At 67.7% G+C, this 20,366-nt stretch carries 18 protein-coding genes and 1 pseudogene; 9 read left to right on the top strand and 10 right to left on the bottom strand.

Annotated features, from left to right (window positions below):
• Positions 1-119: 119 nt before the first annotated feature.
• From F1C58_RS10745 to F1C58_RS10735, 3 genes are all read left to right on the top strand, one after another.
• On the top strand, positions 120-1,151 hold the full coding sequence (locus F1C58_RS10745) for an NADPH:quinone reductase (protein WP_185201104.1): 1,032 nt from the start codon (positions 120-122) through the stop codon (positions 1,149-1,151).
• A 112-nt stretch (positions 1,152-1,263) separates the two neighbouring features.
• On the top strand, positions 1,264-2,103 hold the full coding sequence (locus tag F1C58_RS10740; protein ID WP_185201103.1) for an aldo/keto reductase: 840 nt from the start codon (positions 1,264-1,266) through the stop codon (positions 2,101-2,103).
• Between the two features lie 2 nt (positions 2,104-2,105).
• Positions 2,106-2,948 (top strand): patatin-like phospholipase family protein, encoded by an 843-nt coding sequence (locus F1C58_RS10735; protein WP_219731964.1) that lies wholly within the window; start codon positions 2,106-2,108, stop codon positions 2,946-2,948.
• Positions 2,949-3,238: 290 nt separating this feature from the next.
• On the opposite strand, the gene F1C58_RS10730 is transcribed toward F1C58_RS10735, so the two are convergent.
• From F1C58_RS10730 to F1C58_RS10710, 5 genes are all read right to left on the bottom strand, one after another.
• On the bottom strand, positions 3,239-4,204 hold the full coding sequence (locus F1C58_RS10730; RefSeq protein WP_185201102.1) for a bacteriorhodopsin: 966 nt from the start codon (positions 4,202-4,204) through the stop codon (positions 3,239-3,241).
• Positions 4,205-4,292: 88 nt separating this feature from the next.
• Entirely contained in the window at positions 4,293-4,607 is a 315-nt protein-coding gene (locus F1C58_RS10725; RefSeq protein ID WP_185201101.1) for an ATP-dependent DNA ligase, read from the bottom strand.
• A 72-nt stretch (positions 4,608-4,679) separates the two neighbouring features.
• Positions 4,680-6,161 (bottom strand): DHA2 family efflux MFS transporter permease subunit, encoded by a 1,482-nt coding sequence (locus tag F1C58_RS10720; RefSeq protein WP_185201100.1) that lies wholly within the window; start codon positions 6,159-6,161, stop codon positions 4,680-4,682.
• Positions 6,162-6,371: 210 nt separating this feature from the next.
• Positions 6,372-6,599, bottom strand: a complete 228-nt coding sequence (locus tag F1C58_RS10715) for a three-helix bundle dimerization domain-containing protein (protein WP_185201099.1) — start codon at positions 6,597-6,599, stop codon at positions 6,372-6,374.
• A gap of 232 nt (positions 6,600-6,831) precedes the next feature.
• Positions 6,832-7,071 carry a three-helix bundle dimerization domain-containing protein gene (locus F1C58_RS10710; RefSeq protein WP_185201098.1) on the bottom strand — a complete coding sequence of 80 codons (240 nt, stop codon included), beginning with the start codon at positions 7,069-7,071 and terminating at the stop codon, positions 6,832-6,834.
• A gap of 152 nt (positions 7,072-7,223) precedes the next feature.
• On the opposite strand from F1C58_RS10710, the gene F1C58_RS10705 reads away from it, so the two are divergent.
• Complete coding sequence (locus F1C58_RS10705) at positions 7,224-7,451, top strand: hypothetical protein (RefSeq protein WP_185201097.1); 228 nt, start codon at positions 7,224-7,226, stop codon at positions 7,449-7,451.
• A 25-nt stretch (positions 7,452-7,476) separates the two neighbouring features.
• Here F1C58_RS10705 and F1C58_RS10700 read toward each other — a convergent pair whose 3' ends face one another.
• A complete protein-coding gene (locus F1C58_RS10700) occupies positions 7,477-7,674 on the bottom strand; it encodes a hypothetical protein (protein WP_185201096.1) in 198 nt (65 codons plus the stop codon).
• Between the two features lie 11 nt (positions 7,675-7,685).
• Entirely contained in the window at positions 7,686-8,609 is a 924-nt protein-coding gene (locus tag F1C58_RS10695; protein ID WP_185201095.1) for a hypothetical protein, read from the bottom strand.
• Positions 8,610-8,816: 207 nt separating this feature from the next.
• On the opposite strand from F1C58_RS10695, the pseudogene F1C58_RS10690 reads away from it, so the two are divergent.
• Both F1C58_RS10690 and F1C58_RS10685 read left to right on the top strand, forming a co-directional pair.
• Positions 8,817-12,835: pseudogene (locus F1C58_RS10690) on the top strand (Pls/PosA family non-ribosomal peptide synthetase).
• A complete protein-coding gene (locus tag F1C58_RS10685) occupies positions 12,835-14,163 on the top strand; it encodes a M1 family metallopeptidase (protein WP_185201094.1) in 1,329 nt (442 codons plus the stop codon). The pseudogene F1C58_RS10690 and the gene F1C58_RS10685 overlap by 1 nt, the downstream one beginning before the upstream one ends.
• Here the strand turns inward: F1C58_RS10685 and F1C58_RS10680 are convergent.
• Complete coding sequence (locus F1C58_RS10680; RefSeq protein WP_185201093.1) at positions 14,120-14,722, bottom strand: 4'-phosphopantetheinyl transferase superfamily protein; 603 nt, start codon at positions 14,720-14,722, stop codon at positions 14,120-14,122. The genes F1C58_RS10685 and F1C58_RS10680 overlap by 44 nt on opposite strands.
• A 52-nt stretch (positions 14,723-14,774) precedes the next feature.
• Here F1C58_RS10680 and F1C58_RS10675 point away from each other — a divergent pair, with 52 nt between their 5' ends.
• Positions 14,775-16,241 carry a sugar porter family MFS transporter gene (locus tag F1C58_RS10675; RefSeq protein WP_185201092.1) on the top strand — a complete coding sequence of 489 codons (1,467 nt, stop codon included), beginning with the start codon at positions 14,775-14,777 and terminating at the stop codon, positions 16,239-16,241.
• Between the two features lie 98 nt (positions 16,242-16,339).
• Here F1C58_RS10675 and F1C58_RS10670 read toward each other — a convergent pair whose 3' ends face one another.
• Complete coding sequence (locus tag F1C58_RS10670; RefSeq protein ID WP_185201091.1) at positions 16,340-17,284, bottom strand: SDR family oxidoreductase; 945 nt, start codon at positions 17,282-17,284, stop codon at positions 16,340-16,342.
• A gap of 199 nt (positions 17,285-17,483) precedes the next feature.
• Here F1C58_RS10670 and F1C58_RS10665 point away from each other — a divergent pair, with 199 nt between their 5' ends.
• Positions 17,484-17,975 carry a CarD family transcriptional regulator gene (locus tag F1C58_RS10665; RefSeq protein ID WP_185201090.1) on the top strand — a complete coding sequence of 164 codons (492 nt, stop codon included), beginning with the start codon at positions 17,484-17,486 and terminating at the stop codon, positions 17,973-17,975.
• 72 nt (positions 17,976-18,047) lie between these two features.
• Here F1C58_RS10665 and F1C58_RS10660 read toward each other — a convergent pair whose 3' ends face one another.
• The gene (locus F1C58_RS10660) at positions 18,048-18,548 is read right to left on the bottom strand and encodes a DUF427 domain-containing protein (protein WP_185201089.1); all 501 of its coding nucleotides are present in this window, start codon (positions 18,546-18,548) and stop codon (positions 18,048-18,050) included.
• Between the two features lie 119 nt (positions 18,549-18,667).
• On the opposite strand from F1C58_RS10660, the gene F1C58_RS10655 reads away from it, so the two are divergent.
• Positions 18,668-20,359, top strand: a complete 1,692-nt coding sequence (locus F1C58_RS10655; RefSeq protein WP_185201088.1) for a long-chain-fatty-acid--CoA ligase — start codon at positions 18,668-18,670, stop codon at positions 20,357-20,359.
• The last annotated feature ends 7 nt before the right edge of the window (positions 20,360-20,366 follow it).

Below are 20,366 nucleotides of genomic sequence, written 5' to 3'. Positions count from 1 at the left end.
TTAGCCGTCGCAAAGGCTCGGCTGCGCCAGGTGCTGGGGTGACGCCCGGTAGCGCCGGTGGAACAGGGACGGCCGGGTGATACCGGGAGGACCCTGGGGCGCGTAGCGTGGGAGACACCATGAAAGCGATCGTCTACAGCGAAACCGGCGCCCCTTCTGTCCTTCGGCTCGTGGAGCGAGCGCTCCCTCATCCCGAAGCCGGGGAGGTGCGGATCCGGATCGTCGTCTCCGGGGTCAACCCCACGGACTGGAAGTCGCGACGGGGATCGAAGCCGGGGGAGGCACTTGACTTCGCTGAGGTCGTGCCGAACCAGGACGGTGCCGGGGTCATCGACGCTGTCGGCGCCGGCGTGCACCGTTTCGCCGTGGGAGACCGGGTCTGGACGGCGATCGCGGCCTTCCAGAGCGCCAGTGGTGGAACAGCGCAGGAGTTCTGCGTGCTGCCGGAAGACCGCGTCTATCCGCTTCCGGATGTCGCCAGCTTCGATCTCGGTGCCGCCCTCGGCGTGCCCGCCATGACCGCGCATCGTGCTCTCACCGTCGCCGAGGACGGGCCATCCCGGCTGTCGCCCGGTGCACTCTCGGGCAAGACCGTTCTGGTCGCGGGCGGGGCCGGAGCCGTCGGGCACGCCGCCATCCAACTCGCCCGCTGGGCCGGAGCCACCGTCGTCACGACCATCAGCTCGCCGGCGAAAGCGGAGCTCGCCGGCGCGGCTGGCGCCCACCACGTGGTGAACTACCGCGAATCGGACGCCGCCCTCGAGATCCGCCGACTCGCGCCGGACGGCGTCGACCTGATCGTCGAGGTCGCGCCCGACGCGAATGCCGGGCTCGGCGGCAAGGTGATCCGCAATCGCGGCTCGATCGCCGTCTACGCGAGCACCGGCGAACCGCTGGTGCTCGACATCCGGGTGCTCATGACGCTCAACGTGCGCTACCAGTTTCAGCTGCTCTACACGCAGGGGCAGGATGTGCGCGATGCTGCCGCCGAGGACATCAACGCGGCCATCGTCGACGGTGCGCTCCCCATCGGCGACGATGCCGGGCTTCCGCTGCACCGCTTCTCGCTCGCCGACACCGCCCTCGCCCACGCTGCGGTGGAGGCCGACACCGTGGGCAAGGTACTCATCGATGTCACGAGCGGCAGCTGATCCCGCACCGATCTCGGGAAGCTCGATTTCTGGGTAATCGCTGGGCATACTCGGGCCACGCTCGATGTTGGCCTCCAATGGACATGCAACGAAACGCTAGGAGATACGCACAATGACTCACGTTCCCACCATCACCCTGAACAACGGGGTCGTCATCCCGCAGCTCGGATTCGGCACCTATCAGATAACTCCGGACGACGCGAAGCAGGCAACCCTCGACGCCCTCGAGGTAGGCTACCGTCACATCGACACCGCGGAGATGTACGGCAGCGAGAAGCAGGTCGGCGAAGCGGTGGCGGCATCCGGCATCGACCGCTCCGAGATCTTCGTGACCAGCAAGCTCAATAACGGATTCCACGCACGGGATGCCGCACTCAGCGCTTTCGACGGCACCCTCGACGCCCTCGGGTTCGACTACCTCGACCTGTTCCTCATCCACTGGCCGCTGCCGACGATCGGCGACTTCGTCGAGACGTGGAAGGCGATGCAGGAGATGTACGAGTCGGGGCGCGTGAAGGCGATCGGCGTCTCCAATTTCCAGCAGGCACACCTGCAGCGACTCTTCGACGAGACGAGCATCGTGCCCGCCGTGAACCAGATCGAGGTTCACCCCTACCTCGTGCAGGACAGCCTGCGCGCCTTCGACGAGGCACACGGCATCGCGACCGAGGCATGGTCACCCATCGCCCAGGGCAAGGTGCTCGATGACGAGGTCATCGTCTCGATCGCCGAAAAGGTCGGCAAGACTCCGGCGCAGGTCACCCTCCGCTGGCACATCCAGCGCGGCGACATCGTCTTCCCCAAGTCGGTGACCCGCTCCCGCGTCGAGGAGAACTTCGCGCTCTTCGACTTCGAGCTGTCGGATGACGACATCCAGTCGATCACCGAGCTGGACCGCAACGAGCGCACCGGTCCCGACCCCGACACCTTCGACTACGTGCCGAAGGCCTGATCGTGGGAGCACTCGTTCTCGCGGGCGGCGGAATCGCGGGAATCGCGTGGGAGGTGGGCGTGCTCTTCGGCATCGAGGAGCAGCAGCCCACCGCAGCCGCACGACTCTTCGCCGCCGATTCCACCTTCGTAGGCACCTCTGCTGGCTCCGTCGTGGCATCCCAGGTCGCCGGGGGAGTTTCTCTGCGCACGCTGTTCGATCAGCAGTTGGAGCAGCACAGCGCAGAGGTGGGCGCGACTTTCGATGTGCAGGAATTCCAGGAGACCCTCGCGCGCCTTCTCGACGGGGTCACCTCCGCCGAGGAGGGGCGTCGGCGGGTCGGCCGGTTCGCCCTGGATGCCGCTACAGTGCCGTCCGGTGACCGACGCGCCATCATCAGCGCCCGGCTGATCGCGCAAGACTGGCCAGAGCGGCGCCTGCTGGTGACCGCGGTGAATGCCGAGACCGGCGAGTTGCGTGTCTTCGACCGGGACTCCGGTGTCGACCTGATCGACGCCGTCTCCGCGAGTTGTGCGGTGCCCGGGATCTGGCCGACGGTCGAGATCGATGGTCAGCGCTACACCGACGGCGGAGTACGCACTATCGCGAACTCCGATCTCGCCGCGGGCTCGGACCCGGTGCTCATTCTCGCTCCTCTCGCCGAGGCGAACGTGCCCCTCGCTATTCCGGCTCACGAACTCGCCGCGCTCGCACCCGCGAGGGTGCACGTGATCGGCGCGGATGAGGCTTCGCTCGTGGCCTTCGGCACGAACCCCCTCGACCCCGCCACGGCATCTGGCTCGGCGCTCGCGGGCAGAGAACAGGGCAGACGTGTCGCCGCGGACATCGCGGCGTTCCTCGGCTAGTTTCGCCGCTCCTCATTCCGCATGGAGGCGCAAAAAAATAGCCATCATCCGCAATGGAAAAAGCCGCCGCGCCCGTGAGTTTAAGAAATAACTGGCGCTTTCTCGACCGGTTGCCGGGGCGAACGGACGCGGCTTATCATGCTCATCTGGCCAGCACCTCGCACGTTTCTTTATCGAAATGCGACCCTCGTGTGGAGGGTGGGCGCCGCCAGCACCTCTGACCAATGCGCCTGTGAGGTCACAGGCGATTTTTCGCCTCCCCGGAGCAGTGTGGGCCCCGAACCGCCGGTTCAGTCGTCGAGATCGAGAACTTCCGGATCCGGCACCGCGGCAACGGCGGAGTTCGACGGGGGGCGGCTTCGGCGGGGGTGGATGATGGCCCCCTCGGAGAGATAGACCTCGCGAGCCGCGCCGGCATCGGACTGTTTGACGGAGGAGATCCAGATGGATTCGGGGTGAACGTCATCGCCCGCCCGCACATCTTCTGCGGTCCGCAGTTTCGCGATTCGATGAACCAGACCGCCGAATCCGATCTTCACCACGACGTCGGTGGCGCACAGCGCGACCTGCATGGTCGTGGTCCAGCCGCCACCGAAGGCGAAGATGTGGATGAGGAAGACCAGCGGATAGATCGCCCACCCGCCGAGCAGAAGGGCGGTGGCCTGGCGAAGCAGCTGCGCCGCCTCGGTGGTGAGGTCTCTGGCGGATACCCGCACCGACCGGATGAGAACGACCGAGGTGAAGATCCAGAAGACCCCGCTGATCCCGCCCCACAGCAGGAGTTGAGCGGTATCCTCACCCCCTCCGATGATGAATGTCCCGAGGAATCCGGTGAAGATCATGAGGAAGGCGCCGCCCCCCGCAAGCCACTGCGTGCGGCGTGCAGTGGCGCCTACGAGGGTGCTGACGGCGAGCAGTTCGACAGTGAGGAGAGGCACCGTGATCGACCAGTCCATGAAGCGCGGCGCGAACGCCAGGATCGCCTGGGCGTTGGGGCGATAGCCGTTGCCCGTGACGTCGTACCCCCGCAAGAACTCCACGACGATGAGCACGTAGCTGAGGCTGGCGACGATGGTGATGCTCAGGCGTGCGACGACAGCACCCCGATATCGCGAGCCCACCTCGTTGCGGGTCGTCCAGGTGCGAAGGAAGCCCGCGAACAGTGCCAGGCCGGCGATCACCAGGAAATACAGCGACAGCAGGTACTCCGGCTGGGTGAGGGTCGCGTTCCAGGGCGCGGTGCTTGCGTGGATCATCACTCTCCAGTGTGCGCCGCGGTCAGGACGCTTCGGGAGGGCCTTGCGATCGGGCGGGAAAAGTGAGAGGCGGTTGGCGCGCTCGGGGTCATGAGCTCATTCCGCTCGGAGGTTCGGGAGTGAAGAACAGGCCGCTCGCGCTATTGGCCGAGAGCATGAGCACCTCGATCCACTCGCGGTTGATGCTCGGGATGCGGCTCCCGGAGTAGCGGTAGAAGATGGTGCTGCTCGGATCGAGCCAGATGGTGCTGCGGCCGCTGCCGAGTTCGGGAGCATTCACCCAGGTGAAGATGAAGCTCTCGTTGCGCCGGAGCTTGTTGGTGATCACGATCTGCAGGTGCATGAGCGCTCGATCGTCGAAAGCCACCTCGATGGTGGAATTTCCGTACACCAGACTGCCCATGCTGCGCGTATTCTCCTCGAGGTTCTGTGAGTACTGTATCGGAGGATCTCGGCGCATTCGCGCCGCAGGTGATCAGTGCGAGGCGAGCTGCGCGGGGGCGCCGGAGCTTTCATCGGTGCGCTGCTTGCGCACGAAGAAAGCGGCGGGAATCGCGAACAGCGAGATGACGGCGCCATAGGTGAAGGCGATGCGGATGCCGGACGCGGTCGCCGACTCCGAGGACGCGCCGGCTGCCATCAGCGTGGCCGCCTGCGCGGACATCACCGTCACGAAGAGAGCGGTTCCGGCCGCCCCGGCGAGCTGTTGCACGGTGCCGACGATGGCGCTGCCGTGCGAGTACAACTCCGGCTTGAGAGAGCCGAGACTCGCGGTGAACAGGGGAGTGAAGAGCAGCGCAAGGCCGATGCTCAGCGCGACATGGGCCGCGAGCACCCAGAGGAAAGAGCTGTTCTCGTCGAGCATCCTCATCGCCCAGAGGTCGCCACTCACGATGCTGGAACCAACGATGAGCAGCACGGTCGGGCCGACGCGATCGTAGATGCGGCCGACGATGGGGGCGAGGAGGCCCATGATGAGGCCTCCCGGAAGCAAGAGCAGGCCGACGGTGATCACCGGCACGTGCAGCACCCCGACGAGATAGAACGGCAACAGCACGATGGCGCCGAACATGGCCATCATGCTGATCGCGAACATCACGATCGAGAACGTGAAGTCGCGGGTCTTGAACGTGCGAAGGTCGAGCAGCGCACGGTTGCTCCGCTGAAGGCGCACTTGGCGCAGGATGAAGCTGGCGAGCGCGGCAGCGCCGATGGCCAGCGGCAGCCAGGTCTCGAGCGGGGTGGTCGCGGTGCCGAGATTGCTGAGGCCGAAGACCAGCCCGCCGAAACCGAGGGCGGAGAGCAATACCGAGAGAAGGTCGATGCGGGTGGCAGCCGGTTCGGTCACATTGGTGATGAGGCTCGCGCCGACGATGAGGGCCGCGATCGCGATCGGCAGCACCAGGATGAACATGAACCGCCAGTCGAGCACGCTGAGGATGAGGCCCGAGATCGTGGGTCCGATGGCCGGCGCGACAGAGATGACGATCGAGATGTTGCCCATCATCTGGCCACGGGTGGCAGCGGGGACCAGGCTCATCACGGTGGTCATCAGCAGCGGGAACATGATCGCGGTTCCGCTCGCCTGCACGATGCGGGCGACGAGCAGGATTTCGAAACCGGGAGCGACCGCCGCGATCAGCGTGCCGAGTGTGAAGAGCCCCATGGCCGCGATGAAGAGCGGTCTGGTGTGAAAGCGCTGAAGCAGGAAGCCCGTGATCGGGATGATGACGGCCATCGTGAGCAGGAACGCCGCCGTGAGCCACTGTGCAGCGCTCGGGGTGATGCCGAGGTCCTTGGTGAGCGTGGGAAGCGCGACCCCCATGATCGTCTCGTTGAGGATCATGACGAACACGGAGATCAACAGCAGGAAGATCACGAGGCGATTGCGGGCTCCGAGAGCGGAAGCAGGCTCGTCGTGGACTGCGGCGGATTCGGTGGAGACGGTGCTGGTCATCGGGATTCCCGTCGGAAGAGGGTGGACGTGGGTGGGGTCGCGGCGCAGAGGGGAGCGAGAGGGCCGCGGTGCCCGGAGTTGAGGGGAGATGCTGAGTGGAGGGGGATGCTGGACGCTGCGAAACCCGGTAGAGCGAGCCGAGCGAACTTTAGGAGAGCATTCTGACAGTCTGCAGTATTCCCCCGACAAGAGGAAAGGTCTGAGAAGGGATCAGCGGATCAGTGCCAGGGCCGGATCGCCGGCCTCGATGCGGCGGAGCTGGTCTCTCGCGGAGCGTTCGACGAGCACCGGAACGTAGTCCCGGATCGGGTTGCCGTCGAGCATGGCGCGGGTGTTCGCGACCACCTGCTCGACCCGTGCGCGGCCGAGGGCCGGAAAACGTTCCACCAACCGGTCGATGACCTTGGCGATGCCCTGATCCTCCTGCACCTGATCCATGGGTCGATTGTTGCGCCCGGAGAGCCGGGCCGTCAACCTGCAGCGTTCAGCTGACATTCGCTCGCTGTTCACCCTCGCTGGCGCTGGCGGACCAGGTGCCGGCATCCCGGTGCCTGGCCTCCGGATGACCGGCGATGGGGACTCTGGAGCTTCGAGCTGTCGGGAGTAGGCGGCGGTGTCAGGCTGCTGTGTCAGGCGAGCGGTGTCAGGCGAGCGGTGTCAGGCGAGCGCGTCAGGCGGCCGGCGCGAGCGGACGGAGGTCCGGGCGGAGGGGGTGAACCTCGTGCTGCAAGCGCGATCGTGCGCCGTGTTCCACGAGGTTCGGGATGTAGGTGGTGATGCGGCTGCCGGAGAGGGCAGCGTATTCCTCGGCGACGGTGGACGCGATGTGATCCCGCTGGGTGCTCGGAAATCGGAGCACAAGGCGGTCGACGATTTTTCCGACAGCGGCATCCGTAGACAGTGGGGGCATATCGCAAGTGTGCGCCGTGCAGCACGGCGCGTCAATGCGCACCCTCGGCGAACCCGCGCGATGTCTTAACCCGCCGGTCGACCGGCGTTCACGCAGGTCGCCTACCGTGGCGTGATCGAAGGTGCGCTCTACCGTCGGAAGGAGCTCAGGACATGAATTATGCGGAGGCATTCGACCTCGTCGAGGCGGGTCAGGGACGCTGGGACGTGCAGCATCACGGCACCCTCCTGATCGCGGGACAGGTCTGGCGCACGACCGACGGTTTCGAGCTGCTGGATTGGCTGGATCGGCCCATCGGCCACTTCGCGTCCGTCGAAGACGCGCTGCGGTTCCTGTTGACGTCCACCCTCGATCGAACGCTCCGCCGAGAGGCCTCCTGACCCCGCATGCTCTCGCGGGCGAGGCTCAGACGAAGTCGTAGAGCCCGTCGAGTGCCCGCTCGAGCGAGGGGAAGCTACCGATCCGCTGCGACTGGTCGTCGGTGAGCACATAGCCGGCAGGGGTGCGGAGGACCGTGCCGGCCAGCTCACCCGTGACCTGGTGCCGGATGGTCCACCGGCACAGTCCGCCCGACTCCACGAGAAACCACTCTGCGTGACTCACCGTCGCCACACTCATCGGATCGATTCGCGGTGCAGGGAGCGCGTGCGGATGCTGCTGCCGGTGCCCTCGAGAACGTGGGTGAGCGTGGTGCGCGCGCTCGTCGGAAGGGTGATGACCTCTAGCGGCTCCTGCGCGCCGGCGAGTACCAGCTCGACCGGCAAGCCGGAGTCGAAGACGCGCACGCCAGCGATGGCGGCCACCGCGTCACGGACCGCAGCGGTCTCCCGACGATGAGGCAGATAGATGAGGGGGGAGTCGGCCGCCTCAGACCGCACCCAGCGCAGGTAGCGGTCCACCGGCATCCGTCCGTCCGTGGGCAGGGCGCTGCCGAGCAGCACGCGGTTGCCGGGAACGGCGATCGGCCGCGCGGTGCGACGCACCCAGTCGAAACGATGCGAGGTGACGGGGATGCGCTGGTCGCTCAGCAGCACGGTGCGCACCGCGCCGAACTCGAAGGCGGTGGCGATCTCGAGGCGGTCGCGCGCTGCGAGCGCGAGCATCCGGTCGCGAGCCAGGATGCCGAGAGTGGTGAGTGCGGTCGACTCGCGCTGGTGCGGGCGCGCGAAGCTGGTGCGACCGACGAGGGCGTCGACGATCGCGCTGGCCTGGGATCCGTCGTCGAGAAGAGTGAGGGAGAGCGGCGGGCGCACAGCGGAGGCGAGTCGGAACTGGCCGGAGAAGGCGTCACCCACTGCCCAGGAGCGGTGGCGGGAGAGCAACTGCCACGGGATGCCGAAGAACGGCACGCACTCGCCGAACCGGGCACCCCGCGAAAGGAGCTCTGCGGCCGTCGCCGGCATCTGCGGGCTCGTCACGCGCAGGGCCACGACGATGCGGTGCGGTTGGGTCTCGGCCCACTCTGCGGCGGCGACCAACTGCAGCGGAGACTCGACCCAGGCGACGGCGGGGGACTGCGCGGACTCAGCCGAGCGCATCACGGCCCCTCGTCAAGCCGAGGCCGGGCATCAGCGGGATCGCGATCATGGTCCCAGCCTCGCCGCTGCGGGTGGCGCACAGCTTAACGGCGGTCGACGATCAGCCAAAAAACCGCCGTGACCGCGGTTGCGCCAGCTCTCCGGGCACGCCTCTGGTGATCGGGATGTTCACCTGCTGGTCACCACGACGCAATACCGTCTGCGACGATGGGGCAACCTCGGCTGGCCCCGCCTACCGACCAGAGCCTTGGAGGACGAGTGACGCCCCAATCGGACGACACGCCCAATCGTCCCGAACCCAGTCCTCGGCAGTCCCCTCTTCTCGCGGGCGATCGGAGGACTCCGCCACGCACACTGATCGACATTCTGGTGGCGACGGCGGCAGCGACACCGGACGCTCTCGCGCTGGAGGATCCTTTCGGCGCGATCAGCTACCGGCGGCTCGTGCGACTGGTGAACGCGCAGGCGGCGCAGCTGATCGCGCTCGGCGTGACGCGGGGCGACCGAGTGGGCATCCGCATCCCCTCGGGCACGCGCGAGCTGTATGTCTCGATTCTCGCGACTCTGGCGGCGGGGGCGTCTTATGTGCCGGTGGACGCCGACGATCCGGAGGGGCGGGTGCAACTCGTGTTCTCCGAGGCCGCGGTGGTGGGGGTGATCGGCGCCGGCGGTGTCTTCGCCGCCGCCGGCGAAGCGAGGGGCGGGCTCAGTGCGAGCCCGCCGCCCGCTCCCGAGACCGGCACGCTCACCGTGGTCGACCCGCCGACACCGGATGACGACGCCTGGGTCATCTTCACGTCGGGGTCCACCGGACTACCAAAGGGCGTGGCGGTCACCCATCGCTCTGCGGCGGCCTTCGTGGATGCGGAGGCCCGGCTCTTCCTCGCCGCCGAGCCGATCGGGGTCGGCGACAGGGTGCTCGCCGGCCTCTCCGTGGCGTTCGACGCTTCGTGCGAGGAGATGTGGCTGGCCTGGCGCAACGGAGCCTGCCTGGTGCCGGCACCGCGATCGCTGGTGCGCTCGGGGGTCGACCTCGGCCCCTGGCTGATCGCGCACGGCATCACGATCGTCTCCACGGTGCCCACGCTCGCGGCCCTCTGGCCGGAGGAGTCCCTCGAACTCGTGCGCCTGGTCATCTTCGGGGGTGAGGCCTGCCCGCCGGAGCTGGTCTCCCGGATCGTCTCCCGCGGACGCGAGGTGTGGAACACCTACGGCCCCACCGAAGCGACGGTGGTCGCCTGCGCTTCACTGCTCGACGGTGCCGGCCCGGTTCGCATCGGCCTGCCGCTCGACGGCTGGAATCTCGCGGTCGTCGACTCGGCCGGCGCACGGGTCGCGGCCGGAGAGGTCGGCGAACTGATCATCGGTGGGGTCGGGCTCGCCCGCTACCTCGATGCGGCCAAAGACGCCGAGAAGTATGCGCCCTTCACCGAACTCGGGTGGGATCGGGCCTATCGGAGCGGCGATCTCGTGCGCTACGACCCGGCCGGCCTGATCTTCGTGGGGCGCGCGGACGACCAGGTGAAGCTGGGGGGTCGCCGCATCGAACTCGGCGAGGTCGATGCCGCGCTCCAGGGCCTCCCTGGAGTGGCCGGTGCCGCCGCCGTCGTGCAGACGACCCCCGCGGGCAACCACGTGTTGGTGGGCTACCTCGCCGTCGCCGACAGTACGACGGAGTTCGATCGGACCGGTGCGACAGAACTGCTGCGCGCCGAGCTTCCGGCGGCACTCGTGCCGTTGCTCGCCGTGGTGGATTCCCTGCCCACCCGCACCTCCGGCAAGGTGGACCGGGCGGCGCTGCCCTGGCCCCTTCCCGCGGTCAGCGGAGATCGTGCCGGCACTCTTTCGGAGACCACGGCCTGGATCGCGGGGCAATGGTCGGCCATCCTCGGCACGCCGGTGCAGGGCTCAGACGACGACTTCTTCGCTCAGGGCGGCGGGTCCCTCACTGCCGCGCAACTGGTCTCGGCCATCCGGGTGCGGTATCCGCAGACGCGGGTGTCGGACATCTACGACCATCCGCGCATCGGCTCGCTCGCGGATGAACTCGACGCGCGAGCGCCGTCTGAGAAGCAGACGCTGCGAACGGTCGGGCCGACCCCCCTGCGCAGCCAGGTAGTCCAGACGATCCTCGGGGTGCCTCTGCACGCGCTGGTGGGAATGCGCTACCTGGTCTACCTCGCCGCGGCCAACAATCTGCTCCACGCCCTGACCGGCGCGAGTTTCGCGCCCACTCTCTCCTGGTGGTGGATCGCCGCCGGGCTCGTTCTCTTTGTCTCACCTCTCGGCAAGATGACGGTCACCGTGGTGGCTGCCCGCCTCCTGCTCGCCGGTGTGCGACCGGGCGACTACCCGCGCGGCGGGTCGGTGCACCTGCGCCTCTGGCTGGCCGAGCAGGTGGCGCACCTCGTGGGCGGAGCAAGTCTCGCCGGTGCGCCCTGGATCAGTTATTACGCCCGCGCGCTCGGCGCGAAGATCGGGGAGGGTGTCGATCTTCACACGCTTCCGCCCGTCACCGGCATGCTGTCGATCGGGCCGCGGGCGGCCATCGAACCCGAGGTGGATCTCTCGGGGTACTGGGTCGACGGCGACATCCTGCGTCTCGGTGCCGTCCACATCGGGGCGGGAGCCGTCATCGGCACGCGAAGCACGATGCTCGGCGGTGCCAGCGTGGGGGGCGGCGCCGAGATCGAGGCGGGGGCCGCGGTCTCGAGCCGTGTTCCCGCGGGGGAGAGATGGGCGGGATCCCCGGCAGAACGGGTCGGCTCCGCCCGGCACGCCTGGCCGCCGTCGCGCCCTCCGAGAGGCACGCGGTGGCTGGTCGTCTACGCACTCGGCTCGCTCGCCCTCTCGGCCATCCCCGCGGTCGCGGTCGCTCTCGGGGCGCTCGTCGTCGGCGCGGCCATCGGTGCGGCGGTCAGCATCGGAGAGGCGCTCGGCCGCGGGGCGCTCGCCGTTCCGCTGGCGGTGATCGTGGCGGGACTGGCTTACGCCGCACTCGTCGTCGTGGCGGTGCGGCTCTTGGGGCTCGGACTGACGGAGGGCACCATCCCGTGCGCAGCCGTGTCGGCTGGCAGGCGTGGAGCACGGAGCGACTTCTGGACAGCGCACGGACGCTGCTCTTCCCGCTCTACGCGAGCCTCTTCACCCCGGTCTGGCTGCGCATGCTCGGTGCCACCGTCGGCGCGGGCGTCGAGGCATCCACGGTGCTGCTGATCCCGCGGCTCACCACCATCGCCCCCGGTGCATTCCTCGCCGACGACACCATGGTGGCCACCTACGAACTGGGCGGCGGCTGGATGCGCATCGGCCGGGCGAAGATCGGTCGCCGCGCCTTTCTCGGCAACAGTGGGATCACGGGCCCCGGTCGCTCCGTGCCACGCAACGCGCTGGTGGCCGTGCTCTCGGCGACCCCGCGCAAGGCCAAACGCGGATCGTCCTGGCTGGGCAACCCGCCCTCCCGCCTCCGTCGCACCGTCAGCGACATCGACGAGGCGCGCACCTTCGAGCCGCCGCTGCGTCTGCGGATCGCGCGTGCCGCCTGGGAGGTGCTGCGCATCGTCCCCGTCTTCGTGACCGCCTGGATCGCGCTCGCCGTGCTCGGGGCGCTCGAGGGGCTGTGGCTCGCCGTCGGTGTCGGTGCCGCGATCCTGCTCTCCGGCGTGGTGCTGCTGCTCGCCGGGGCGGTGGCCGCCGGCATCACGACCGCGGCGAAGTGGGCCTTCGCCGGCAGGATCGCCGCCCGGGAGCATCCGCTCTGGTCGACGTTCGTGTGGCGCAACGAGGTCTCCGACACCTTCGTCGAGATGGTGGCTCGGCCGTGGTTCGCCGCGAGCGCCGCCGGCACGCCGGCGCTCGCCGTGTGGCTGCGCACGTTGGGAGCCTCGATCGGCAGGGGGGTCTGGTGCGAGTCCTATTGGCTGCCAGAGGCCGACCTCGTCGCCCTCGGCGACGGCTCCACCGTGAATCGCGGATGCGTCGTGCAGACCCACCTCTTCCACGACCGCATCATGCAACTCGACTCCGTGAACCTCGCCGAAGGATCGACTCTCGGACCGCACAGCGTGATCCTGCCCGCAGCATCCATCGACCGGAGGGCGACAGTCGGGCCTGCATCCCTGGTCATGAGAGGGGAACGGGTGCCGGAGGGCACCCTGTGGTCTGGCAACCCGATTGCGCCCTGGGAGTCATCGCTTTCTGCGCCGTGGAATACTGGAGCGCACTGATGCCCCAGACTTCGCGCCCGTCCCTCGGTTCCCCCTCCGCGGGCGACGACTACCTGCCCGCGAGCGGAAACGGCGGCTACCTCGTCGATCGCTACGACATCGATCTCGACTATCGCGTCGAGACGAACCGGCTGATCGCCAGCACCGTCATCTCCGCCCGGGCCACGGAAGACCTCGATCGTTTCAGCCTCGACCTCGCCGGGCTGGTCGTGGAGAAGGTCACCATCGGGGGCGAACGCCCCCGCAAGGTCACGCAGACCGCACGCAAACTCGTGATCACCCCGCTTGCGGCGATCACCGCGGGGGAGGAGTTCACCGTGACGGTGCGCTACCGGGGCGCACCGCATCCGATCCGTTCGGAGTGGGGTGAGGTCGGCTGGGAGGAGCTCGCCGACGGCGCACTCGTGGCGAGCCAGCCGAACGGGGCATCATCGTGGTTTCCCTGCAACGACCACCCGAGCAATAAGGCGAGATTCCGCATCGTGGTGTCGTGCGAGTCGGTGTACCAGGTGATCTCCAACGGCGAGCAGGTCTCCCGCACCAGTCGCGCCGGTCGCGCGCGCTGGGAGTTCGAGGTGGCGGAGCCGATGGCCACCTACCTCGCGACCGTGCAGATCGGGCGCTACCGCGCTCTTGCGGTGGATGCCGGGGTGCCGACCACCATCTCCTATCCGAGCGCCCTGAGCACAGAGGTCACCGAGGACTTCAGCCGACTCGGGGAGATGATCGCGCTGTTCTCAGACAGATTCGGGCCATACCCCTTCCCCGCCTACGGCGTGATCGTGACAGCGGATGAGCTGGAGATCCCGCTCGAAGCTCACGGACTCGCCATCTTCGGCCGCAATCACATCGACGGCACCCATGGCTGCGACCGGCTCATCGCCCACGAACTCGCCCACCAGTGGTTCGGCAACTCCCTCACCGTGAACCGCTGGAAAGACATCTGGCTTCACGAGGGATTCGCCTGCTACGCGGAGTGGCTGTGGTCGGAGGCCAGCGGCGGCCCCACCGCCTCCGAGTGCGCCCGTTCGCACTGGGACCTGGTGAACGACCAGTCCAAGGACATCGTCGTCGGAGATCCGGGCACGAAGCTCCTCTTCGACGATCGGGTCTACAAGCGCGGGGCGCTCGCCCTCCATGTGGTGCGCCGAGCGATCGGGGACGAGGCCTTTTTCGACTCCTTGCGCGACCTCGGGTCACGCTTGCGATTCGGGCACATCATGCCCTCCGACGTCATCGACACTTTCGCGGAGTTGAGCCATTCGACGGCGATCGAGGGCATCATCAACCGCTGGGTGTATTCGAAGGCCCTTCCCCGCCTCGCCTGAAGGTCGCGACCGCGCCGACGAGCCCGTTCGGCCCATCGAAACCATCGAGCCTCACGGCGGTGAGCGCGATCGGGCACTCGGGCCAGGCCACCAGGCGAAGAGGGTCGCCCCCCAGTTGCAGGTCGCGGGGATCACACCGCAACCCGCGTCCATCGGCCTTCAGGATCGCCTCCTTGGCCGTCCAGAACTCTGTCGCGGTGCGTGCCGCATCCGCCCCGCCGCGGATGAACCGCAGCTCCTCTGCAGTGAACGCATCGAGTGGCGCCCTAGCCACCGCCGCGGGGTCCTCAAGGTCGATTCCGACCGGACCGACGGTGCTGACGGCTACAGCGAGGAATCCGCCGGCCCGCGCAAGGCTCGCCCACGCCAGGTCCCCGGCGACCCGGGGCTGTCCGTGATCGCCGCAGCAATCGGCGCAGCGCCGGCTGAGGGTCGCGGCACCGAGTCCGGGCACCGCAGCAGAGACGGCGGCAGCCAGGATGTCGCGGTCGCGCATCCGGTCGCCGGTCGAGGGATGGATGCCGACGCGCACGTCGTTCACTCCCTGAAGTAGTCGCACAACCCGAGCGTAGGGTGAATGAACCCCTCCACTCTCACTTCGAAGGCCAGCCATGTCAGACACCTCGAGCCCCCGCACCAACGTCAAAGTCATCGCCCTCGCGGTCGCCGGCGCGGTCGGCGGCTTCCTCTTCGGCTTCGATTCCTCCGTCGTCAACGGGGCCGTCGACGCCGTGCAGAAGCAGTTCTCGCTCGGCGCATCCCTCACCGGTTTCGCGGTGGCGAGTGCCCTGATCGGATGCGCGGTCGGCGCCTACCTCGCCGGTCGGCTCGCCGACCGCTTCGGACGCATCCCGGCGATGATCGTCGGGGCCGTCCTCTTCCTCGCCAGCGCGATCGGCTGTGGGCTGTCGATCGGAGTCTGGGACCTCGTGGTCTGGCGCCTCGTCGGAGGGCTCGGCATCGGCATCGCATCGGTGATCGCACCGGCCTACATCGCGGAGATCTCACCTCGCCAGTTGCGCGGGCGGCTCGGCTCCCTTCAACAGCTCGCCATCACCGTCGGAATCTTCGCTGCGCTGCTCTCCGACACGCTGTTCGCGAACGCCGCCGGGGCGGCCGACGCCACGTTCTGGCTCGGACTGGAGGCCTGGCGGTGGATGTTCCTCGCGGGCGTCGTGCCGGCCGTCGTCTACGGCGCGATCGCGTTCTTCCTCCCCGAGTCCCCGAGATTCCTCGTGCTCAAGAAGCGGGACGACGATGTTCGCGCGATCTTCGCCCGGATCTGGCCGGATGACGATGTGGAGCGGGCCATCCGTGATATGAGAGATGCGATCCACACCGATGAGGAGGGGTCGAAGAAGGGGGCTCTCAGAGGCGATCGCTTCGGACTCAAACCGATCGTCTGGATCGGCATCGTCCTGTCGATCTTCCAGCAATTCGTGGGCATCAATGTGATCTTCTACTATTCGACCACCCTGTGGAAGTCGGTCGGATTCCAGGAGAAGGACTCGTTCACGATCTCGGTGATCACGGCCGTCACCAACATCGCGGTCACCTTTGTGGCGATCGCGCTCGTCGACCGGGTGGGCCGCCGCCCGATCCTGCTGTTTGGATCGGCCGGCATGACCGTGTCTCTCGCCACCATGGCTATCGCCTTCAGCCAGGCCGATATCGTGAAGGGTGCTCCCTCGCTCCCGGGCGCCTGGGGCCCGATCGCGCTCGTGGCCGCCAACGTGTTCGTCGTGAGCTTCGGCGCGTCCTGGGGTCCGGTGGTGTGGGTGCTGCTCGGCGAGATCTTCCCCACCCGCATCCGGGCTCGGGCGCTAGGGGTCGCCGCGGCGGCCCAGTGGATCGCCAACTTCCTCGTGACGGTGTCGTTCCCGCCCCTGGCGGCGGTCTCCCTCGTGCTCACCTACGGGCTCTATGCCGCGATGGCGCTGCTCTCGTTCCTGTTCGTCTCCCGCTTCATCCCCGAGACGAATGGAATGTCGCTCGAAGAGGCGAACACACTGCTGCCGCAGAAGGGCAGCGCCAAGACCGGCGGGGCAGCGGCGCGGAAGGATCCCGCCCGCGGCTGACCCGCTTTCCCGCGCGACCCGCCGCTTTCCCGCGCGGGCCGTCAGAAGATGCGTCTTATTGGGCCCGAGACGACACCCTGTGACGTTTCACCGCGGGATCAGCCGGGGAATGGCACCCCGGTGAGCTCCTCCGACACCGTCCACAGGTGGGTGGGATCCGCGGTCGAGAGAGCCCGTTTCGGAATGGCGGCGAGCTTCGGGGCGCCGGTGAGTTCGGCGAATCCTCCCGGACCGTAGTACGCACCGCCCACCGCATCCATGCTCGTAGCGGCATACAGAGCGGGAAGGATGCCCTGGGGTGCTTGCTGCCACAGCCACGGGACGCCCGAAGTCAGTTTCAGGTACGCGGTCATCGCCCCGCCACCCGTGCCGCCCGACTGCGGACCGGTGACCTGGAGGTTGGTGAGGGTCGATCCGGGGTGAGCGGCGAGGCTGCGGATGCCCCACCCGGCGGCATCGCTTCGACGCTGGAGTTCGCGGGCGAAGACCAGCATCGACAGCTTTGAGAGGCCGTAGGAGCCCTGCGGGCTGTAGTGCTTCTCGGCCTGGAGGTCGTCCCAGTCGAAGCGACCGGCGCGGGCGAGGATGCTGCTGAGGGAGACGACGCGGGCACTCCCGGCGGCGCGCAGCTGGGGAAGCAGGTGCGCGGTGAGAGCGAAGTGCCCGAGATAGTTGCTTCCGAACTGCAGCTCGAAGCCGTCTTCGGTCGTCCCGCGCTTCGGCGGCATCATCACCCCCGCGTTGTTGATCAAGAGGTCGAGGGCGCGGCCCTCCGCCGTGAACATGGCCGCGAAAGTGGAGATGTTGCTGAGCGAGGACAGGTCGAGGGGCAGCATCCTCAGTCGCGCCGTCGGCACGTCCGCGCGAATGCGGGCGATCGCCTCCTCTCCCTTGGCCCGGTTGCGCACCGCGAGCACCACTTCGGCACCGGCGGCCGCCAGTCGAGAGGTGAGCGCGAAGCCGAGGCCGCTGTTCGCGCCGGTGACGATCGCAAGTCGTCCGGAGAGGTCGGGCACGTCGATATCGGGCAGGTTTCGAGTCATGATCGAAGGCTACGCCCGGCCAGATCAGCCTCCGACCGGCCGTTTGGCAATTTAATGGTGCCCGTACGCGTTATCCTGTATACGGTCTCGGACGTGGAACCGCTCGATGTCCCTCCAGGCAGCCACCCGCTCCCATCGCGCTCTCGTCGCGAGCGATAGGCCCCTGCGATACAGAATCAACGATTGAAGGCATTACCGCATGATTTTCCAAGTCGGAGAGACTGTCGTCTACCCCCACCACGGCGCTGCCACGATCACCGCGGTGAAGACCCGCACGATCAAGGGTGAGCCGAAGGAGTACATCACTCTCAACGTGCACGCCACGGACCTGACCATCGAATTGCCGATCGAGAACGTCGAGCTCATCGGAGTGCGCGACGTCATCGACAGCGCCGGTGTCGAGGCCGTCTTCGATGTGCTTCGCAGTGACATGGTCGAGGAGCCGGGCAACTGGTCTCGCCGGTTCAAGGCCAACACCGAGAAGATGGGCAGCGGAAGCGTCTACCGCGTCAGCGAGGTCGTTCGTGACCTGTGGCGTCGCGACCAGGACCACGGTGTCTCGGCCGGAGAGAAGCGGATGCTGCTCAAGGCCCGCCAGATTCTGATCTCAGAGCTCGCCCTCGCCCAGAACTCCACCGACGAAGAGGCCTCCGCCGTGCTCGACGAGGTGCTCGCGACCGTCTCGGTCTGACCTTCCGGTCTCGATACGGGCGCTGAGCGCTCTACTCGAACTCCGCGGGTCGAGTAGGGAGCGCATCGATGCCTACCAGCCCATCGTGCCCGGTTCGCCCTTGAACGGGCCGACCACGCGCGAGGTGATCCAGCCACCGTAGAAGTCTCCGGCCTGCGCCGTCACGGTCTCTCCGGCGACTTCGCACGAGTCCATCGCCGAGGGATACACCGCCACCCGGTCGATGAGCAGCTCGTAGCCCGGGCTCGGAGTGGGGTAATACCAGCCGGCGGATTCGGCGCGCGCCGAACCCCCACGCACGGTCACGTACTTCGCCGCGCCCTTGAACTCACAGAAACTCGCCCCCGGCGCCTTCTCGAGGGCACCCTCGGGAAACGCGGAGCGGGGCAGGTAGTAGACCGGCGGATGGCTCGTCTCGAGCACTCTCACGGCATCCGTCGTGTCGACTATCGTCTCGCCGCCGAGACGGATGCGGATGCGGTCGGTGGTGGCTTCGACTCTGGGCGGCCGGGGATAGTCCCACACCGACTCCTGTCCAGGGCCGGGGGTGAGGGGAGTGACATCATTGCGCATGGGGAGATCTTGCTCCCCTTAGCTTGGAAGTCCCCCGACCATTCCTCCCGGCCGGTGGCTCCGAACTAGTACGACAGCACGCAGCTCCCGATGAACACCGTTCGACCACCGAGGCAAACATGACCCCATTCTCCGACCGACCCTGGCTCGACTCCTATGCGCTGCGCGTGCCTCGCGATATCGCGGAGCCCACCGAGACTCTCAGCCAGATGCTGTCGAGCTCGGCCCGGAAATACCGGCGGAACATCGCCCTGCAGTTCTTCGGCGCGACCATGACCTACGGCGAACTCGGCGACCGGATCTCGCACTTCGCGAACGGGCTTCGCGCCCGGGGAGTGGGGAAGGGGGATCGTGTCGCGCTCGTGCTGCCGAACAGTCCGCAGCACGTGATCGCCTTCTACGCGGTGCTGCGGCTCGGAGCTATCGTGGTGGAACACAACCCGCTTTACACCGAGCGGGAACTCCGCCACCAGTTCGAGGATCACGGGGCGAAGGTGGCGATCGCGTGGGACAAGACGGTGCCGACTCTTCTCAACATGCCCGAAGACCTGGGTCTGCAGACCGTGGTCTCGGTCGACGTGACCCGGGCGATGCCGCTGCGCACCCGGGTCGCCCTGCGGCTCCCGGTGAAGAAGGCCCGTCTTTCGCGAGCCGCGCTGACCAGCGGACGTCGTGTGCGAGGCTCGATCGAATGGCGCGACCTCGAGTCGTCCCGACCGCTTCCCCGCCGATTCCCCGGTCCGGCTCTCGATGACACCGCGGTTCTGCAGTACACCAGCGGCACGACAGGCACTCCGAAGGGTGCCATCCTGTCGCACCGCAATCTGCGCGCAAACGCCATGCAGGGAGAGGCCTGGATCCCCGGACTCCGCGCCGGCCGCGAGGTCGTCTACGGCGTACTGCCCCTGTTCCACGCCTACGGTCTCACCCTCTGCCTCAGCTTCGCGCTCAGTATCGGGGCCCGACTCGTGCTGTTCCCCAAATTCGATGAACAACTCGTGCTCGACGCGTTCCGCAAGACGCCCGCCACCTTCCTGCCCGCCGTGCCGCCGATCTACGAACGCCTGGTCGGCGCGGCCGCGGACCGGGGAGTGAGCCTTCGCGGCATCCGGTTTGCGATCTCGGGAGCGATGAACCTGCCCACCCGCATCGTCGAGCTCTGGGAACAGGCCACCGGCGGCCTGCTCGTCGAGGGCTACGGAATGACCGAGTCATCCCCGATCGTGGTCGGCAACCCGATGGGACCCTCGCGGCGCCCCGGCACGGTCGGCGTGCCTTTCCCCAGCACGGACATCCGGGTGGTGGATCCCGACGATCCCTCGATCGACCGCGGGGTGAACGAAGAGGGCGAATTGCTCGTGCGCGGACCACAGGTCTTCAGCGGCTACTGGAACCGCCCGACCGAGACGGCGGAGACGCTGCTCCCCGGGGGATGGCTGCGCACCGGCGACATCGTGACCGTCTCCGCCGACGGCTTCGTGACCGTCGTCGACCGCATCAAGGAGCTCATCATCACGGGGGGATTCAACGTGGCGCCGACCGAGGTAGAGGAGGCGTTGATCTCGCATCCGGACATCGCGGACGCTGCCGTCGTGGGCATCCGCACTCCGCAGGGCGGAGAGGATGTCGTCGCCGCCGTCGTGCTCAGCGCGGGGGCCAGCCTGGATGTGCCCGCGATTCGCGAGCACCTGAAACAGCGGATGGCGGCCTACAAGGTGCCGAGACGCATCGAGGTCGTCGACGAATTGCCCCGCAATATCGTGGGGAAGGTGCTGCGACGGGTCGTGCGCGAGCAGTTGTCGGCACCCTAGGCACTCG

Source organism: Glaciihabitans sp. INWT7, assembly GCF_014217685.1.
GTDB lineage: Bacteria > Actinomycetota > Actinomycetes > Actinomycetales > Microbacteriaceae > Lacisediminihabitans.
The sequence above is the reverse complement of the archived record's forward strand: the minus strand, read 5'-3'. Positions and strand labels throughout refer to the sequence as shown.

Bases quoted from the DNA above. Each gene is read 5' to 3' on its own strand.
- F1C58_RS10745 (WP_185201104.1), top strand. From the start codon at position 120: ATGAAAGCGATCGTCTACAGCGAAACCGGCGCCCCTTCTGTCCTTCGG.
- F1C58_RS10740 (WP_185201103.1), top strand. From the start codon at position 1,264: ATGACTCACGTTCCCACCATCACCCTGAACAACGGGGTCGTCATCCCG.
- F1C58_RS10730 (WP_185201102.1), bottom strand. From the start codon at position 4,204: ATGATCCACGCAAGCACCGCGCCCTGGAACGCGACCCTCACCCAGCCG.
- F1C58_RS10725 (WP_185201101.1), bottom strand. From the start codon at position 4,607: ATGGGCAGTCTGGTGTACGGAAATTCCACCATCGAGGTGGCTTTCGAC.
- F1C58_RS10720 (WP_185201100.1), bottom strand. From the start codon at position 6,161: ATGACCAGCACCGTCTCCACCGAATCCGCCGCAGTCCACGACGAGCCT.
- F1C58_RS10715 (WP_185201099.1), bottom strand. From the start codon at position 6,599: ATGGATCAGGTGCAGGAGGATCAGGGCATCGCCAAGGTCATCGACCGG.
- F1C58_RS10710 (WP_185201098.1), bottom strand. From the start codon at position 7,071: ATGCCCCCACTGTCTACGGATGCCGCTGTCGGAAAAATCGTCGACCGC.
- F1C58_RS10705 (WP_185201097.1), top strand. From the start codon at position 7,224: ATGAATTATGCGGAGGCATTCGACCTCGTCGAGGCGGGTCAGGGACGC.
- F1C58_RS10695 (WP_185201095.1), bottom strand. From the start codon at position 8,609: ATGCGCTCGGCTGAGTCCGCGCAGTCCCCCGCCGTCGCCTGGGTCGAG.
- F1C58_RS10685 (WP_185201094.1), top strand. From the start codon at position 12,835: ATGCCCCAGACTTCGCGCCCGTCCCTCGGTTCCCCCTCCGCGGGCGAC.
- F1C58_RS10675 (WP_185201092.1), top strand. From the start codon at position 14,775: ATGTCAGACACCTCGAGCCCCCGCACCAACGTCAAAGTCATCGCCCTC.
- F1C58_RS10670 (WP_185201091.1), bottom strand. From the start codon at position 17,284: ATGACTCGAAACCTGCCCGATATCGACGTGCCCGACCTCTCCGGACGA.
- F1C58_RS10665 (WP_185201090.1), top strand. From the start codon at position 17,484: ATGATTTTCCAAGTCGGAGAGACTGTCGTCTACCCCCACCACGGCGCT.
- F1C58_RS10660 (WP_185201089.1), bottom strand. From the start codon at position 18,548: ATGCGCAATGATGTCACTCCCCTCACCCCCGGCCCTGGACAGGAGTCG.
- F1C58_RS10655 (WP_185201088.1), top strand. From the start codon at position 18,668: ATGACCCCATTCTCCGACCGACCCTGGCTCGACTCCTATGCGCTGCGC.